At 32.7% G+C, this 17516-nt stretch carries 16 protein-coding genes and 1 pseudogene; all 17 read left to right on the plus strand.

All coding sequences use genetic code 11. The features are described 5' to 3' along the window. Positions 1–426, plus strand: a complete 426-nt coding sequence (locus EHE21_RS14290) for a DcrB-related protein (RefSeq protein WP_194951019.1) — start codon at positions 1–3, stop codon at positions 424–426. Between the two features lie 30 nt (positions 427–456). Beyond that, a complete protein-coding gene (locus EHE21_RS14295) occupies positions 457–4836 on the plus strand; it encodes an RHS repeat-associated core domain-containing protein (protein ID WP_194951020.1) in 4380 nt (1459 codons plus the stop codon). Next, positions 4823–5908 (plus strand): ankyrin repeat domain-containing protein, encoded by a 1086-nt coding sequence (locus EHE21_RS14300; protein WP_194951021.1) that lies wholly within the window; start codon positions 4823–4825, stop codon positions 5906–5908. The genes EHE21_RS14295 and EHE21_RS14300 overlap by 14 nt, the downstream gene beginning before the upstream one ends. A gap of 223 nt (positions 5909–6131) precedes the next feature. Next, positions 6132–6608 (plus strand): annotated as a pseudogene (locus tag EHE21_RS14305) (RHS repeat-associated core domain-containing protein); the annotation flags it as partial. Positions 6609–6999: 391 nt separating this feature from the next. Continuing rightward, positions 7000–7743, plus strand: a complete 744-nt coding sequence (locus EHE21_RS14310) for a hypothetical protein (protein ID WP_194951022.1) — start codon at positions 7000–7002, stop codon at positions 7741–7743. Between the two features lie 112 nt (positions 7744–7855). Further along, a complete protein-coding gene (locus EHE21_RS14315) occupies positions 7856–9634 on the plus strand; it encodes an RHS repeat-associated core domain-containing protein (RefSeq protein ID WP_228766693.1) in 1779 nt (592 codons plus the stop codon). Between the two features lie 16 nt (positions 9635–9650). Beyond that, on the plus strand, positions 9651–10031 hold the full coding sequence (locus tag EHE21_RS14320; protein WP_194951023.1) for a hypothetical protein: 381 nt from the start codon (positions 9651–9653) through the stop codon (positions 10029–10031). Between the two features lie 373 nt (positions 10032–10404). Then, a complete protein-coding gene (locus EHE21_RS14325) occupies positions 10405–11046 on the plus strand; it encodes an RHS repeat domain-containing protein (RefSeq protein ID WP_228766694.1) in 642 nt (213 codons plus the stop codon). Positions 11047–11048: 2 nt separating this feature from the next. Further along, positions 11049–11378 carry a hypothetical protein gene (locus EHE21_RS14330; RefSeq protein ID WP_194951024.1) on the plus strand — a complete coding sequence of 110 codons (330 nt, stop codon included), beginning with the start codon at positions 11049–11051 and terminating at the stop codon, positions 11376–11378. Positions 11379–12028: 650 nt separating this feature from the next. Continuing rightward, positions 12029–12487: a hypothetical protein gene (locus EHE21_RS14335; RefSeq protein ID WP_194951025.1), complete on the plus strand. Its 459-nt coding sequence runs from the start codon at positions 12029–12031 to the stop codon at positions 12485–12487. A 120-nt stretch (positions 12488–12607) separates the two neighbouring features. Continuing rightward, on the plus strand, positions 12608–13603 hold the full coding sequence (locus tag EHE21_RS14340) for a hypothetical protein (RefSeq protein ID WP_194951026.1): 996 nt from the start codon (positions 12608–12610) through the stop codon (positions 13601–13603). A gap of 291 nt (positions 13604–13894) precedes the next feature. Further along, positions 13895–14386 (plus strand): hypothetical protein, encoded by a 492-nt coding sequence (locus EHE21_RS14345; protein ID WP_228766695.1) that lies wholly within the window; start codon positions 13895–13897, stop codon positions 14384–14386. Positions 14387–14525: 139 nt separating this feature from the next. After that, the gene (locus tag EHE21_RS14350; RefSeq protein WP_194951027.1) at positions 14526–14786 is read left to right on the plus strand and encodes a hypothetical protein; all 261 of its coding nucleotides are present in this window, start codon (positions 14526–14528) and stop codon (positions 14784–14786) included. Positions 14787–14872: 86 nt separating this feature from the next. After that, a complete protein-coding gene (locus EHE21_RS14355) occupies positions 14873–15238 on the plus strand; it encodes a hypothetical protein (RefSeq protein ID WP_194951028.1) in 366 nt (121 codons plus the stop codon). Positions 15239–15285: 47 nt separating this feature from the next. Further along, a complete protein-coding gene (locus EHE21_RS14360) occupies positions 15286–15828 on the plus strand; it encodes an SMI1/KNR4 family protein (RefSeq protein WP_194951029.1) in 543 nt (180 codons plus the stop codon). Between the two features lie 46 nt (positions 15829–15874). Next, positions 15875–16408 carry an imm11 family protein gene (locus EHE21_RS14365; protein ID WP_194951030.1) on the plus strand — a complete coding sequence of 178 codons (534 nt, stop codon included), beginning with the start codon at positions 15875–15877 and terminating at the stop codon, positions 16406–16408. 657 nt (positions 16409–17065) lie between these two features. After that, on the plus strand, positions 17066–17395 hold the full coding sequence (locus EHE21_RS14370; protein WP_194951031.1) for a hypothetical protein: 330 nt from the start codon (positions 17066–17068) through the stop codon (positions 17393–17395). Positions 17396–17516: the final 121 nt, after the last annotated feature.

Here is a 17516-nt window from a genome sequence, read left to right on the forward strand (position 1 = left end):
ATGTACACAATCAATGAAGCACAATTTCTTATACCTTCCGCTACTTGGAAAGACTCTAGTATGAATGTTTTCCGTGAACCTCATTCACAATGTTCATTAATTGTAGCAAGAAGTGAATTATCTAAAGGAAAAACATTTAAAGAAGAATTAAAAATACAATGTGAACAACTAAAACAAGTTGCCACCAATATAACAATATCTCCTTTTAATATTATTACTCTTAACGAAACTAATTATATTGAGGCATTAGAAACTAATATTTCTTTCTTACGTAGTGGTAGTAAATTTTATCAACGTCAACTTGCCATTTTATTAGTAAATAATAATCGCATTCTTTTATTTAGTTATACATCTCCTCAACCTTTTAATGATGAGGATGAACAATATTGGGTAAAACTCAAAAATTCAATAGTACTAACGGATTAATTATTAAATAAAAAAAGAAAGGATGCTTTTATGACTCTTCCTAACGCTGCCAGAGAGCATGATGAAATTATTCATACTAGTGTGTGGGCTGATATTGTTTCTATTGTTGCTGAAGGTGTTGTTTATGCGGCCGCAGGTGCTGCTGTTGCCGCAATTGCTGTAGTTGCTGCCCCTGCGCTAGGGCTTGTTAGTGCATCAGCTGCCGCAGTAGCGACCGCTGTTGGTGGGAGTTGTATCGCTTCTGGTTTTATTGCAGGAGCTATCATTAGTGCAAGTAAATTAGGAGATTCTATTTCCCAAGGCTGTACTAATTTTGCTAATGCAATTTTCCCGCCTTCACCCGCAGGAAAAATTGCCACAGGCTCAAATAATGTTCTTATCAACGACAAACGAGCCGCTCGTGCTGCAGGTCGTTTACTCACAGAAACAGAAACGGCTAATATTCCTCCAGCAAAAAAAAATGATTCTTTTTTAGATTATGCCAGTATGGTGCTTAATACAGGCAAAACCTTCGTTTCTGAACTTATTCAACCCACCGTTGATATCCCGAAAGGTGCCACTACTGAAGCTGATAATGACCGTATCCTTTGTGATAAACATCCGCCAATACAATATATGGCAGAAGGTTCGGATAAAGTCTCGATCAACGACCTACCTGCAGTACGTGCTAATGACAGATCAACGTGTGAAGCAAAAGTTTCAGAAATTGTTTCAACTAATGTCGCCATTGGAGGAGGGAATGTTGTTGTTCGTCCCATAAAAAGTGGCAAACTACCCGGTTTAGAATTGATGTATATGGCAGCTTCAATGCTGAGAGGGAAACCTAAGACTATCTTCAAAAATATGCCTTGTATGCTAGCGATGTCAGGCATAGGGATGGGAATTGATAGGTTAACTAATGCTGTCAGTGCGGTATTCAATCCTGTTCATGCGGCAACGGGGGCGAAGATTTTATATGAAGATGAACTCGACTTTACTCTTCCATCGAGATATCCGTTTATTTGGCAAAGAATTTATAATAGCCGTAATAAAAATAATGGGTTATTTGGACAAGGTTGGAGTACCACGTTTGAGACCTGTGTTATACGAGAAAATAAAGGCTATTGTTACCATGATATGGGTGGACGAGAGCTGCGTTTTTCATCCATTGAGCCTGAAATTCAATATTTCAGTCCTTCTGAAGGTCTTATTATTGCAGCTAATGAAAAAGGCTATCTTACTCTTGGTGATAGTGATGGCTCTTGTTGGCGCTTATTTGGTCCTTTAACTGAAAATAGTACAACACTTTCTTTATTATCCATTAGTGATGAATACGGTAATGGATTATTATTTCACTATGATGAACAACAAAAGCTAAGTTCAATCACAGATACAGCAGAATCGCTTCAGATTATTTTTCAATACCAAGATCCTTTACATTCTCAGCGTATTACCCATATTTATGAACAAAATAATAAAAGTGAAAATATTTGCTTAGCAACGTACCATTACAATAAACAAGGTCAACTCACCAAAGTTATTGATGCTAGCAATATTATCACCAGAGAATATCGCTACAACAACCACAATTTATTAATACAACATGCAAAACCACAAGGGTTAGTTTGTGATTATCAATGGGAAAAATTTGATGATTGGCGTGTTGTTGACTATAAAACAAACGCAGGTGAACACTGTGTTATTGATTATCAAATCGATAGCAAAACCACGAAAGTCACTCATATTAATGGTCTATCACATACCCATATTTGGAATGAGCAATTTTTAGTCACAGAGTATATCGATGAAGCAAATAATACATGGCAATATAAATGGAACGAGCTTGGGTTACTCAGCAAAACCATTTCACCATTAAATGAACAATGGCAATACCACTATGATGAAAATGGGTGTTTAACAGAAGAAACAGATCCCCATGGTAAGACGACACTGACATCTTGGTTATCTACTCGAGACTTAATTAGTAGTATCACTTTACCTGATAGTAGTAAAACTTCATTTCATTACGATATTCATCATGGGATAATTGCTGAAACTGATGCGTTAAACCAAACAACCACATTTGAACGAGATATTTTTGGTCAAGTTATAACTCAAATTGATGCTAACAATGGAAAGGTTCATATAAGCTATAATGTGCGTGGTCAAATGACACGTTACCAAGATTGCTCCAATAAAATCACCCATTATCGCTATAACTCTCGCTACCAACTTATTGAAACTGAAGATGCTGAACACGGATCTTCTTATATCGAATATGATATTGCTGGTCGCCCACAGTTAATTACACGCGCTGAAGGTTGGTGCCATCAATTTTATTGGGATAATTGTGGACGACTTTATCAATTTAAAGAAGCTGATGGCTCTATCTCTCGTTATCAATGGAATGATTACGGATTACTTTATAAGTCCATTAATCCTAAACAAGGTTCCATCGTACGTCACTATGATGAACGCGGTCGATTACTCTCGTTATACAATGAAAATAATGAGCCTTATCACTTTATCTGGGGTGAAAATAACCGCCTACTTTCTGAAATAGGCCTAGATGGTGTTGCAACCGAGTACCAATATGATGTGTGTGATCGTGTGATCCAACAAATATTCGCAGCTAATACCCCCCAAGCCTTTGCTCATTCTGCTCGTTATAATGCATTAAGCCAACTTATTGCAAAACAAACACCTGATGGAATTACCCATTTTCAATATACTCTCAGTGGGCAACTGACTCATGCTCGCTTTACATCACAAGGCAAATCACCCTATTCACAATTTGCCCATTTCGAGTACGACAAATTAGGGCAACTCACTAAAGAACACACTTTAAGCGGCAAAATTCACTATACCTATGATGTATTAGGTAATAAAACATCCACGATATTACCTGACGGAAAAGCACTAAAAACACTTTATTATGGCAGTGGGCATGCGCTACAAATCAATCTTGACGATACGGTCATTACTGAATTTACTCGTGATAATTTGCATCGAGAAATTAGTCGAACTCAAGGAAAAAGGGTCAATTGGCGTAGTTATGATCGCCTAGGCCGTTTAACTCGACAAGCTCAATATCATCAGGGGCAATATATACGCCCTATCAATGAAACCCGTTGGGATTATGACTTACGCCATAATTTAATCACCACACAAGAAGAAACAGTACCCTATGGTTGGAAGCATTATCAATATGATGCGACCGATAACTTAACACTGCGTCAAAGTGATCGTTATTCGCCTGAAACTTATTATTACGATGCTGCGGCAAACTTATTACAAGAAAGGGCAACCACCCCCTGCCAACATAATCGTCTTACTGAATATCAAGGAATTTATTATCAATATGATATTTATGGTAGGACGATTGAGAAACGCACTGATACTGGCTCTTGGACTTATTCCTATAATGCTGAGCACCGTTTAAAAACCGTACTTCATCATCCTGTTAATCCAGAAGAAAAACGGTGTTTTGTCCAATTTGATTACGACCCATTAGGGCGTCGTTTACATAAAACTGTCGAATATCTTCCTGCACTACAACTACCACAGGCACAACAGCGCTTACCTTTAAAAGCACACACTTGTGGTACGACTACCTTTTTATGGGAAGGCTTGCGATTATTAAGCGAATATCGACACGGCATTGACATGCTCTATATCTATGAAGATGTGGGCAGTTACTCTCCCTTAGCGCGCGTTGATACATTAAAAAATAAACAAACTGTTTTTTATTTTCATTGCCAGCCTAATGGTTCACCTGATGCGTTAGTTGATGGTAACGGTGATATTCAATGGCAAGCTCGCTTCACCTCTTGGGGTAAAACAGAAATTGAATTAGGAGAGTTTCATTATTATCCTCAAAATCGTGATCAAAACTTACGTTTTCAGGGGCAATATCTCGATAGGGAAACAGGTTTACACTATAATACCTTTCGCTATTATGATCCTGATATTGGTCGATTTACCCAGCATGACCCGATTGGGTTAGCTGGTGGGTTAAATCTGTATCAATATGCCCCCAATGGATTAGTGTGGGTTGATCCTTGGGGTTGGGAAAAATGCCGTTTATCTAAAGAAGATCTAGAAAAACTAGGGCCCGCACCTGACGGAATGAAAAACCCACATAGACACCATAAAGTTAGAGAGAATGCACCTTCAAATTGGTCTAAAAAAAATCGAAATTATATACTTCAAGCACAAGATGTTCTTAAATACTATGGCATTGATCTAAATACAGATTTAAGAAATTTCACTTGGGCTAGAAATGGTGGTGGTGCTCATACAATAAAAGCGGCACAACATGTTCACGAAAAAATAATAACTGCGGCACCTCAAGGAAAAGATGCTGTAGAGGAAGCTTTAAATGATTTAGGGAAAGAAATGATAAAAGGTAAGTTTTATGAAAGAAAATAACATAGATATATATAAAATAATAAAAGACGAAAATGTAGAAAAACTATCAGAATATCTAAAAGATTTAAACTTATCTGAGATTAAATTTGATAAATCACTATTACATAGATTTTCAGAAGAAGGTAAATATTTATTATGTGACTTCATAATAAATAAAGGTTTCAATACCAATGTGATAGATAGTAGCTATCTAACACCTCTTGTTGAGGTCGCATTTGAAGGATATATAAATATATTAACTCTTTTGCTTAATAATAAAGCATGGGTTGATGGAGATCCTCGAGGGATCACAACACCATTAATTGAGGCATCCTGTGGTGGTCATTTAGACATTGTCAAATTACTTATCAAATCTGGCGCAGATATTAACCGCCTACAGATGAATTTCAATCGTACCGCTTTAGATCTCGCTATATCCTATGGGCATACCGATGTTGCTCAATATTTACAATCAATGGGAGGACGAAAAGCATTCGAAGAAATGCAAGCTGGCGTCATTGAAGGTGATGGTATTCTCTCCCATATTTATAAAAATGTTGGCCCTATTCTAACTGATGAATATTGTTCTGATAATATTAGGTTAATGACATCATGGGTAGGAAATGGTAATTACCATAAATTATTTTTTACCTTCGGCAATTTTAAAAGATTACCTCACACTGAATTTTTAATCTGCTTGCCTTATAATTGGCCAATTAATCGGGCAATATTCCAAAGTGATTACAAAGATAATTTCCCAATGAAATTACTTTCCTCACTCTCTGAATATTATAAAAAAAGTGAAGTCATTAAAGAAGGTTTTATTTTAGATAAAAATGATGAGCAATGGAAACACCTTCATTGGCCTGATGAAATCGATGCACTCGTTACCGTTGATTATTCTTTCGATCATCAAGAAAAAGAAATATCTATTCCTGAAAATGAAGAGGTTAATTTATTACTATTAATCCCAATGAAATATACTAAAACAGGGAAACCAGATGGGGAAAAATTAGAAAAGTGGCTAAAGAGAAAAAGAACAGCATCATGGAAAAGTATTTCATTTAAAAATGATTGGCTCTCAGATAAATAATTTATTTTTTATTTATAAAATAGGCATTGTATTAACAATGCCTTTATAATAATTAATCAAGATATACAATAAAAACCAAAAAGTATTATAATAAAAAAGGGAGTGTTAATATTCTATCTACAATATTCATAATTCAATAACTAAATAAAAATAAATACACTAATATCCTCTTTCTTCATTTTTAGATCCTTCCTTTAAAAATAAACGCATTCAGCGTGTCGATTACCTGTGGTCTGGCGACCAGATGGTGCAAGAAACCCCGATTTATGCTGATGGTACACCGGCTTATGATTCGCAAATTCAGTGGCTCTATCAACCCGGCGAAATTACCCCAACGGCACGTTATCAACGTGGAAAACTGCATTATGTCGTCACTGACCATCAAGGCACACCACGCGAAATCTTTAGCGAAAAAGGCATTGTCAGCTGGGCAGGTCGGTTAAATACCTGGGGACAAATGGCATTTTGGCAATCTCATGATGATTATGCCGATAACGACCCAGAATACACTGAATGTCATTTTCGATTTGCCGGACAATATGAAGATAAAGAAAGTGGCTTGTATTACAATCGCTTTCGCTACTATGATAAGGACACTGGGCAATATATTTCACCTGACCCTATCGGATTATTAGGTGGCTTTAATCCGTATGGGTATGTGCATTGTCCTATTGGGTGGGTTGATCCGTTTGGGTTGGCGGGTGAGGATTGTGATAAGCTTCTTAAGTTGTCATCATTCAATCCAGTACCTAAAAGTATTAGGCAAGAATATGAAAAAATTATTACTGGCGAAGGTACACCAAGAGTACATGCTAATACAGGTATTCAAAAAACCTTAGAAGATAGGAAAGGAAAAACCAATAAATTCTGGATTGGTGCAAAAGAGTGGCAAGTTGTTCATACTGGAAAAGGTGTCGATCCTCACCATCGTATTCTTGAGCAGACATTACCAAATGGTCAAAAAGTATATGGATATGTATTGAATCATGATTATGAAAAAGTCTATAAATTTCCGAGCCCATGGTATCCCGATGGTGGTAAATATCCAGGACATAAGCCAACCAAATAATATTTAACTTAAGGCGAGCATAGTGGAGCATACAAAATACTATATATGTATTAATGGGATGAAAATTATCTCAGCATATAATCTTGATATCTTAGACTTAAACCATATTGATAATGAGAATATGTTTTTTCTTCTAATTAAATCAGATGAAATAAAGATTTCCGACAGTATCAAAATAAAAACAAATGACATAATTAACATATCATTTTATATAAATAACACATGTATTTATGAGTTTGATAGTAATTTATTAGATAATGAAATCAAGTTAAATGAAGGTCAAAATTTATCATTAACGATAAAAACAACTGATTTACCACCATTAGCTATTTCTAATATTTTAAAAGAATGGGCAAATGGAAATGAAATATTTTATTGGAAAAATAATAAATGTGAAAAATCAAAAAAAACATGGTTAACTTCATGCCTATATTGGCAACAAACATTACCATTAAATAAAAACATAATATTAAACCCTCACATTAATTTAGATAACGTAAATAACATTCTTGATTTTTTCTGTATGCTTGGCGAAGCATTTTGGGGAAGAAAAGGATATATTGGAAAAGATTTCTATGGATTTAATGATCTATTAGGCGATCTCACAGCCAACGGAAATAAAATAAATATTTATATTAAAAATGATAAAAAATTAAAAAAATTCCTAGAACGAATTAGTCCAATTAATCATAGTTATTATGATATTTTTATGTCCATTCTAATAGATAATAATTGTAATATAATAAATGTAGAAAATAAATCATGAACTCCGTTATCATTATGATGAGACAGGATTAGTTACCAAACAAAGCATTTGGCTTGTCGATGATATTGAGCATAAGTGCCTTTCTACAACCACTTATCAATACAATGAACGTTTGCAACTTATTCGTGCCACCAATCCTGATTCGGTGGTGGAATTTGAGTATGACAACCAAGGGCATTTATGTTGTGAACGGATAAACGGACAAGAGATTACGCATCAATGGGATGAGGAGCACGATATTCTCACCCAAACCCGCTTTGGTGAGCGTGAACTTCATTATGTTTTCGGTCAACTTCATGAACTGACTTCACTGCAAGTCAATCAACATGCACCCTTGCAGTTTAGCTACAACGCACTGGGGCAAGAGTTTTTACGTCAAAGCCAAGCCGGTTTTGCCAACTCCAGCCATTACACCGCTACTGGATTATTAGCGCATCAACGTGCAGGACGAGGTACAGAATCCTTTTTACAATCATTACACGATAATCCGCTCCAACCACCCATTTCGACCGATGTTCATCGAGGTTATCAATACGATAAAGCTTTTAATCTGGTCAATATCGATGATGCACGTTGGAACCGCACACAATACCGCTATAACGCCAACGACCAAATTATTGAAACCCAATACAGCAACCAGTTTGAACGTCAAAGTGAAAAGTTTCAGTACGATAACAACCTGAACATCACAGAGCATCAGTTTATTCCGTCTGATGCGCATGGTGCTTTTTTACAACTGGCACAACAGCAACAAAAAGGCCGCGTCACTCGCCGTATCACCGCTAAAGGCTACCAAGATTACCATTACGACATTAATGGTCGATTAACCCAAAAAGTGGTTCATCAACACGGTTTTCTAGCAAAAACATGGTATTACCAATGGAATACGCTTAACCAACTTGTCGCCTGTTTTAATCCTGAAGGTGAATGCTGGCGTTACACTTACGATGCCTTTGGGCGACGACTCAGTAAAAGTAAGGTGGTCGATAATCGCCCTATTACACCGCCCAATTCTCCCTTTAAAAATAAACGCGTTCAGCGTGTTGATTACCTGTGGTCTGGCGACCAGATGGTGCAAGAAACGCCAGTTTATGCTGATGGCACCCCTGCTTATGATTCACAAATTCAGTGGCTCTATCAGCCCGGCGAAATTACCCCAACGGCACGTTATCAACGTGGAAAACTGCATTATGTCGTCACTGACCATCAAGGTACGCCACGCGAAATTTTTAGCGAAAAAGGCATTGTCAGTTGGGCAGGACGGTTAAATACGTGGGGACAAATGGCGTTTTGGCAATCTCATGATGATTATGCCGATAATGACCCTGAATATACCGAATGTCATTTTCGATTTGCCGGACAATATGAAGATAAAGAAAGTGGCTTGTATTACAATCGCTTTCGCTACTATGATAAGGACACTGGGCAATATATTTCACCTGACCCTATCGGATTATTAGGTGGCTTTAATCCGTATGGGTATGTGTATTGTCCAACAGGGTGGGTTGATCCGTTTGGGTTGGCGGGTGAGGATTGTGATAAGCTACTCAAACTTAATTCAGCACAACGGAAAAATATTTCCAATCTTAGAGAAGGTAAGGATGTTACAGTTAGAAATGTCGAAGAAGCAAGACAATTATTAGATAACATGCCAGAGCTTCGCCCTCATATAGATTTATTCCCCGCTAAATCAGGTGAATTATATCGTGGAACAGTATTTGGTGATGTATGGAAACAACCAGTTAGTACTTATCGAGGTGATTTATATAATATAAGAAATCCCTTGTCTGATGTTGTACATGAATCGAGTAATAAACTACATGATTTAAATCCTCATTATAATATTTTATTTAAAAATGGTACCAAAGCAGGAATAATAATAGTTCCATAGAAAGGAAAAGTGAAAAATGAAAGAAATAATAGATAATAGAGAGTTAAAAGCCCCCCCTTTAGTTGAGAGAGCAATATATCTTGATGACAATATAGTATCTATTGAATTTACTATTATAGGAGATTTAGATTTCAACATTGAATTTAAAAAAAAATATAAAAACAAAAAAGAGGCAATTAAAAGCATAGAGGAATTTATCAAAAAAAGTGATCTTGACAAAGAAAAAGATATTGATCTTATATATGAGACTCAAATGAATAAATCAAAACTATTAATTTTAAATAGCATTATAAACAATACGTTATCACTACCTGACCATGGAGATGGTTACTTATATCTCGGTGATATTGAATATATTAAAGAACTCACTAAAAAACTAAGAACTCGATTACTCTAATTATATGCAAAAATAAAATTAACTTTTCATGTATGGTTATACCCAAGTCCATATGTTACTCAAAAATTTTGAGTGATAAACTACTACATGAATAAATTCTTATAATACTAATGATAAAACTTAATCATTCGTGAAGTACGTTTTATAGAACATGAAATTCAATACCGTTAGAACCATTTATGGCGACTCTATTATGAGCGGATAAACAGACAAGAATTTTATGCCAAAGCCAAACCTATTTTTCTAATTTTAGCCATTACACCGTAACTGGATTATTGGATAACAGCAACAAAAAGGCCGTGTCACTCGCCGTATCACTGCCAAAGGTTATCAAGATTATCACTATGATATTAATGGTCGATTAACCCAAAAAGTGGTTCATCAACACGGTTTTCGAACAAAAACGTGGTATTACCAATGGAATACGCTTAATCAACTTATTGCCTGTTTTAACCCTGAAGGGGAATGCTGGCGTTACACTTACGATGCTTTTGGGCGACGACTCAATAAAAGTAAGGTGGTCGATAATCGCCCTATTTCACCGCCCAATTCACCCTTTAAAAATAAACGCGTTCAGCGTGTTGATTACCTTTGGTCTGGCGACCAGATGGTGCAAGAAACCCCGATTTATGCCGATGGTACACCCGCTTATGATTCGCAAATTCAGTGGCTCTATCAACCCGGTGAAATTACTCCAACAGCCCGTTATCAACGTGGAAAACTGCATTATGTCGTCACTGACCATCAAGGCACGCCACGCGAAATTTTTAGCGAAAAAGGCATTGTTAGTTGGGCAGGACGGTTAAATACCTGGGGACAAATGGCGTTTTGGCAATCTCACGATGATTATGCCGATAATGACCCTGAATATACCGAATGTCATTTTCGTTTTGTTGGACAATATGAAGATAAAGAAAGTGGCTTGTATTACAATCGCTTTCGCTACTATGATAAGGATACAGGGCAATATATTTCACCAGATCCTATCGGATTATTAGATAAATTAAGGTTTTAACTATGAAAAAAATTGAGATATATTCTAATATGTTGTGGAGAGCACTTTCCTATATAAGGAACGTGCAAACACGTCATTATTTTAGAAAGGCTTTTGATAAATCATGTTATTATGAAGCAGAGCTGTTACATAATGTAGTAATGTTTATTGCTAATGAGGAAATGACCTCTAATGATATATATTTCCTGAACAATCAAGCTAGATTCTATTTAGAAAAAACCAACAATGATGAATGTGCAAATTATTATTCTCATCAAGACGATATAAAAAAATTATTTAGCATTGTTCCAGAACACTTAAAAAACAAGCTAGAATGGAATGGTCCTCAATAACTTTACAACATTGACAAAAATGAAATAATTATATTACTCTGCACTTCTCGTTTAATAAAATCAAGCTATAAATATGATAATTAACTTTCACATTCTATAGCTTAATCACATCGTATAATATTTATTGATCTTTTCTTTCATTATTACAACCAAACCTTTTAATAATAAGCCTATTTTATAGTCTTTTAAAAATCATTTATAATTCATTTTGTTCTCTGGCGACCAGATGGTGCAAGAAACGCCAATTTATGCTAATGGCACACCTGCTATGGCTTAAGTAAAGTTAGACTAGGTGGCCAAATAAAAAATCATTCAAAAAAATATTAGCATTGTAATGAAGATGGCGTAATGATTTATGAGTCACGTATCAATTATGTATGAGAAAATACTATAGATACTAATATTTATGATATTACTGGCTACGAAAGCAAAGAGTCATTGACTATAATTCAAAAATATACATTTCAATATTATTATGTGGGTAAAAATTGTTACCTCCACGTTGTTTAAAACCAGAAAATAAGCACTCAACACCTGAAGAACTATCATGGGTAGGAGTTGATATTAAAAAATTAATATCTAATTAACTATAACGGACTAATAAAAGTATTTCTAATTCGTTTGTATTTTAAACTAAAAGGAGAGTCAACGTGAATTACTTTGAGTTTAGCTATCCAGATGGGAAAATTTCTAAAAACTTTCACCTAGAAAGATATAGTCTTTTTTTTCTATCCTATCGAGAAAATAAATATATTTGGACTAAATCTCACACAACTCTGGCTAATCGTTATTTCTCTGAGAATGGAAAAATTATTTCCACTTTATTTTATTCTCATAATGTAGCACAAGGAAGTTTTTCATTACTTTATAGCCATGGTAGCTCAGGGTTCTACTCTTTAGGAGATAAAAGCAAAATGAATCAGTTAATTGATTTGGATGGCCAACTTGATCTCATCTTTATAGGATCTTGTATCTCCCCAGAAAAAGCATTCTTAGTAATAGAAGATTTTTCTAAAAACCCGTTAGAGCTATCAAAAAAAATTGATTGGATTAACACTAAAGATGTAGACATGACAGAAAAATATAATCTACTAGGATTAGAAGACTAATACTAATATTATCTTTAATTTTAAATTATAATAAAAATATGATTAGTTCTCATATAAATTTCATGTCAAAAATTAAAAATTATGTCAGAAAAGATGAATTAAAGAAGAAGGAAGAATAAAGTGCCAAATAAAAATGAATTATCAGTCGCAATAAGTGAAATATATAATTATAAGCTAAAGATGCTATTTAACCCAAGGACATTGCCAATGGATGAATGTGATTTTATTTATTCCAATTGGGATGATGATTATGAAAAATTATTATCATTAAGGAATGATGATGATTCTTTATATCTTTCATGGTGGTGCGATTTATTTGATTTTGAAAAGGCAAAAAAAGAAATTTATCAAGGAGGGTATAAAAATCATGATATTTTCTTCTCCTTTTTAAGAATTATACCTTCTATTTTTTTAATAAACAGTAACGCTTACTATGAAAATAAAAACATATTTGTAACTTATTTTGTGAATCAACTCAAATCTAATTTAAGTGCTACTGGTGTATTAGATGAAGATGAGAGTAAGTCTGATTTTTTTAATTATTTAATCTATGAGCTAGGAATTGGGGATAGATTTTCAAAATATTTTATAGTTAGAGAAGAGACTTTATTATTCAACATTGAAAGTGATAAATTTACTGATGTTAAAGAATTAATAAAGACAGTCCATATAGTAGCATCTAAGTTTTCTCGTGATAGTAATAAAGAAAAACTAGACACTATAAAACAGTTTCAATTGGCAACGATAGATTTTTTACTTGATACTAAATGTGAATATAAACTTCCGTATGATGATGTATATATAGATTATTCCCACCCTAACTTATTTGTTAATCAGTACCATAGTGATAAAAAAAAGATATTTTCCGCACTAATAGATTGTCTTAATGAAAATCAATCAAAGTGTAATCTTTTTATATCCAACATCATATATATGAATTATATTTATTATGTCATAAGGAAGTGCCCTGCTGAAGTTTTAGATTTAAAAAAATATTGCGGTAAAAATAACAAACTATTTCTTAAAATAATTAGTAAAATAATAAACCGTAACTTCTATATAAGAAGTGGGGATTTTAAAGGATTAAATCTTGGGTATTACTTATCTAAAATATGATGGTGTAGTAGATATAATTAACTATCATAATAACCTTATTATTCACGTGCGTGCCATATTGCACTAAGTTGCTACTTATGATGCTTTTGGGGTACGACGCAGTAAAAAAAGTGATTGATGATCACCCTATTTCGCTGCCAATTCACTCTTTAAAAATAAAAGTGTTCATCGTGTCGATTACCTATGATTTGGCAACCAGATGGTACAAAACACCTCGGTTTATACCGATAGTGCACCAGATTATTAGGTAACTTTAGTTCAAATAAAATAAAAATAATTTAAGGTATTTATATGTCAGAAGAGAATAATCATTTTCTATCAGATGATGATGTTATTGTAGCAATAAAATATAAAAATATAATTAATTGGTATCAAGCTGATAGAGAAATATGGATAATGGATAGATATAAATGGAATAAAGATTTTATCGATAAAAATATAACTTGTTCTGAAGATAATGCAGATGATAGATTTGGTATTCTAGTTATTAATGATAAAAACAAAAGAGATTTTATTGAGAACCTTTTTCCTTTTATGCTCGATAATAAAAAACTAGAAGTAATACAGAATAGAATAAAGGAATCATCTTCTTGGTGGGAAGTTTATAATATATTTCCAATTGCATTTATTGATTTTGATTCAAAAAAGTTAAGTGCATGTTATCCATACCCAGGAAATACACCACTAGAGAGGTATGTACCAGATGATTGGAATGGTGAGTTTACTGATTTCATGCGTAATCTAGATAAAATATTCTACCTAGAAATAAAAAATATTGGGTAATTAACAACATTGATTATTTGGAAAAACTTTCATCTTTCCTTTTATTACATTCCGTATAATGTGGATTTTACTAATATACTAAAAAATGAATATTATGTTACACATTTATGCTAAAATTTAATTAAAGACTAAAAAATTCATGAGCATCAATGAAAATTTAAATTTATCAACACCGTATATTTATATTGAGAAATGGCATTATAAGCATGAAGACTTAGCTAGACTTTTAAAAGAATATAGAAGCCCATCAAGTTTTTATGTTTTATATTTAGCAGCAAATTTGAAACTAGAATATTTAGATTTTGATGATAATTATTCGCTTGCTGTAAAATGTATCTGGGGAATAAATAGCATAGGAAATGAAAATGCAATACAAAAATTAAAAATCCTTTCTAAATAAAAAATAAGAAGTAATACCATTTTACTACTAACTGATGGTCAATAAAAAATAATTTAACCAACTATAGAATAAATAAGGTAAACAATATGACATATGTAAGAAAAGATTTTTGGAATAAAGAATTTAAATATTTGTTAATTACAGGATGTGCAATTAGAGATAAGGATAATTGTATGAATAAAAAAGAATTAATCTGTTTAATAAATGAAATAATCAACATGCTAAATGCACTAAAAAAAACTAAAAATGAAGATAATATAGACACTATTTTAAAACTTTATAAAAAAGTACTTCTATCTTTAGAATCAGGAAATTTAAAAGATAATATTACAAAAAATATGACTCGAGGATATCTAGAAATTTATAGTGATTATGACAACGCCGCACTTAAATTAATGTACCAATGTGAGAAAGAAATTGATCTATACTTATTAGTATCAAACCAGCAGTAAGTCATCAGTTCAGTATCCGATATAATAAACTTAAATAAAGATAAGAAATGATAAGCAAACTCAAATTTTTAAGAGTAAATTTTATATCAATTGACGTAAGTAAAAAAGTCACCCTTTTAGAAAATCTTGAGAGAATAATAGGTGTATTACCTAAGGATTATCATGATTTTTTATTATATTTTGGTAGTAATATAAAATTTGATGCAATAGTAATTTTCAAAGGCAGTAAATCTTCACCATGGGCCGATGAAAAAGGATTAGATACTATCGATTATTTTTATGGTTTAGATAATATCAATAAAGGCTATACTATTTTTGAAATGATTGAAACATATAAGAATGATCTTGAAATAAAATTTATACCTATTGGTTGTTCATCTGGTGGAAATCAAATATGTATATGCAATCAAGGAAATATAAAAGGAACCATATGGTTTTGGGATCATGAAAAACTCCCCTCTTTTAATAATGAACAAATTGCTTCCGGGCTAACATTAGTTGCTAATAACTTTAAAGATTTTATTGATAAACTTGAAATAGAAAATAACACTTCCCCCTCAAAAGCTATAGGTGGTTACCTTGACTTTTAATTTTAAGTTAACAAACTAACTCCTTATAATAAATATATGGTGTAATATGTATTATATTATAGAAGAAACATATGAAGATGAATATTATACAGATGCTGTAGTCGAAAACATACAAGAGATTTTAGACTATAAAGTATCTTTACCTGAAAAATTAGGAGATGACTTTCCTAGATTAATGGTAAAAGTAATATCTAAAAATAAGCCCAGTGATTTTTTTATGAGTGGCCCAATATTAATAGTATCCAAAGAGTTAAAAGGTATATTTGACATATTTAATTCTAAAATAGAATACTTTCCTGTTTCTCTTACCCATAAAAAAATAATATATGAGAATAGTTTTTATTTTGCTCATGTACTATATGATATAGATTTTATTGATAAAGAAAAATCTATCTATACGATGGATCATGGTTATTTTGATGAAATAGTGAAACTAGTTATAAACGAAAATATACTGGATAATGAAGCAATCGTAATATTGACTAAATCATTTTCAAGAGTTTTGATTATAAATGAAGAACTTTTTAAAGAAATAAATAAGTTAAATATTAGAGGAATTAAATTTTCAAAAAAATATTAATCCTTCTTTGAAAGCAAGCTGGAAGAACTTAATGCCATACCTAGTATTATAATCTCATTAAATCATTACCCTATTTGGAATTATCAATGCGATAAATCTTTACTCTGAACGATATCGATAATATTCACTGAAATAACATACAAGCCAGAACATCATGATTGGGTTCCTATGACTGAAAGTATATTACGCAATACTATGAAATTAACGTATAAATGAGATATGCTTCGTTAACTCGATTAGAAATGAAATTAATGTCTAAAGCTATACAACTATTATTTGTTGATAGCAATATAATTTCACAACAACAATTGGGGACAGCAAGAAGATATGTAAAATCTAAATGTTGTTATTAAGTAAGGTGTAACTAATCGGATTTAATAAAATTACTATAGACAGTGTAGATCATAAAATAGGTTATATCGGTGGTGGTGCATACTTAGAGAATATAACAGATTGGCCTATGGATAATAATAAATGACCAATGTTTCCTTTCATTAGTTTGGAAAAAGCTTTTTCCAATAGATACTTTTTCAGATCATATGATTATAAAGAAAATTAGCTATATTATAATCGTTATTTCTACTATGATGAAGACACGGAAGAATATATTTTACCTGATCATGCGGCTTATTAAGAAATAAACAGGATTTAAATTTAATGGACAAGACAAGTATATATATTGACATGCTTAACAAAGTATTATCCTATATCAGAAACATTCAAACCCTATCCGCTTTAAGAAAAGCATTAGACAAGACTTGCTATCAAGAAGCAGAATTATTGCATGATATTGTCAAATCACTATCCTATCCACAAATGACTGAACATGATGTATATTTTCTTAATAATCACGCTCGTTACTATTTAGAAAATGCTAGCTCACAATATTCTAACAACTATAATTCCCATAAAAAAAACATTAAATTATTATTTAAATTAGTTCCAGAAAATTTAAAAGATAAGCTTGAGTGGAATGGGCCTGAATGATTCAACTATAAACGAATATATTCATGCATTAAATTATTATTTTATATATGATGAGTTCTTTACTTAAATTAAGTACTGAAAACTGTTGGTCATAATATTTTCACCTCCCGTATATCTTATT

It is taken from the genome of Proteus sp. GOKU (genome assembly GCF_015475555.1).
In the GTDB taxonomy this organism is placed as follows: Bacteria; Pseudomonadota; Gammaproteobacteria; order Enterobacterales; family Enterobacteriaceae; genus Proteus; species Proteus mirabilis_B.

Coding starts and splice junctions, on each gene's coding strand:
- EHE21_RS14295 (WP_194951020.1), top strand. CDS start 457: ATGACTCTTCCTAACGCTGCCAGAGAGCATGATGAAATTATTCATACT.
- EHE21_RS14360 (WP_194951029.1), top strand. CDS start 15,286: ATGATAAGCAAACTCAAATTTTTAAGAGTAAATTTTATATCAATTGAC.
- EHE21_RS14345 (WP_228766695.1), top strand. CDS start 13,895: ATGTCAGAAGAGAATAATCATTTTCTATCAGATGATGATGTTATTGTA.
- EHE21_RS14290 (WP_194951019.1), top strand. CDS start 1: ATGTACACAATCAATGAAGCACAATTTCTTATACCTTCCGCTACTTGG.
- EHE21_RS14320 (WP_194951023.1), top strand. CDS start 9,651: ATGAAAGAAATAATAGATAATAGAGAGTTAAAAGCCCCCCCTTTAGTT.
- EHE21_RS14370 (WP_194951031.1), top strand. CDS start 17,066: ATGGACAAGACAAGTATATATATTGACATGCTTAACAAAGTATTATCC.
- EHE21_RS14365 (WP_194951030.1), top strand. CDS start 15,875: ATGTATTATATTATAGAAGAAACATATGAAGATGAATATTATACAGAT.
- EHE21_RS14350 (WP_194951027.1), top strand. CDS start 14,526: ATGAGCATCAATGAAAATTTAAATTTATCAACACCGTATATTTATATT.
- EHE21_RS14355 (WP_194951028.1), top strand. CDS start 14,873: ATGACATATGTAAGAAAAGATTTTTGGAATAAAGAATTTAAATATTTG.
- EHE21_RS14300 (WP_194951021.1), top strand. CDS start 4,823: ATGAAAGAAAATAACATAGATATATATAAAATAATAAAAGACGAAAAT.
- EHE21_RS14330 (WP_194951024.1), top strand. CDS start 11,049: ATGAAAAAAATTGAGATATATTCTAATATGTTGTGGAGAGCACTTTCC.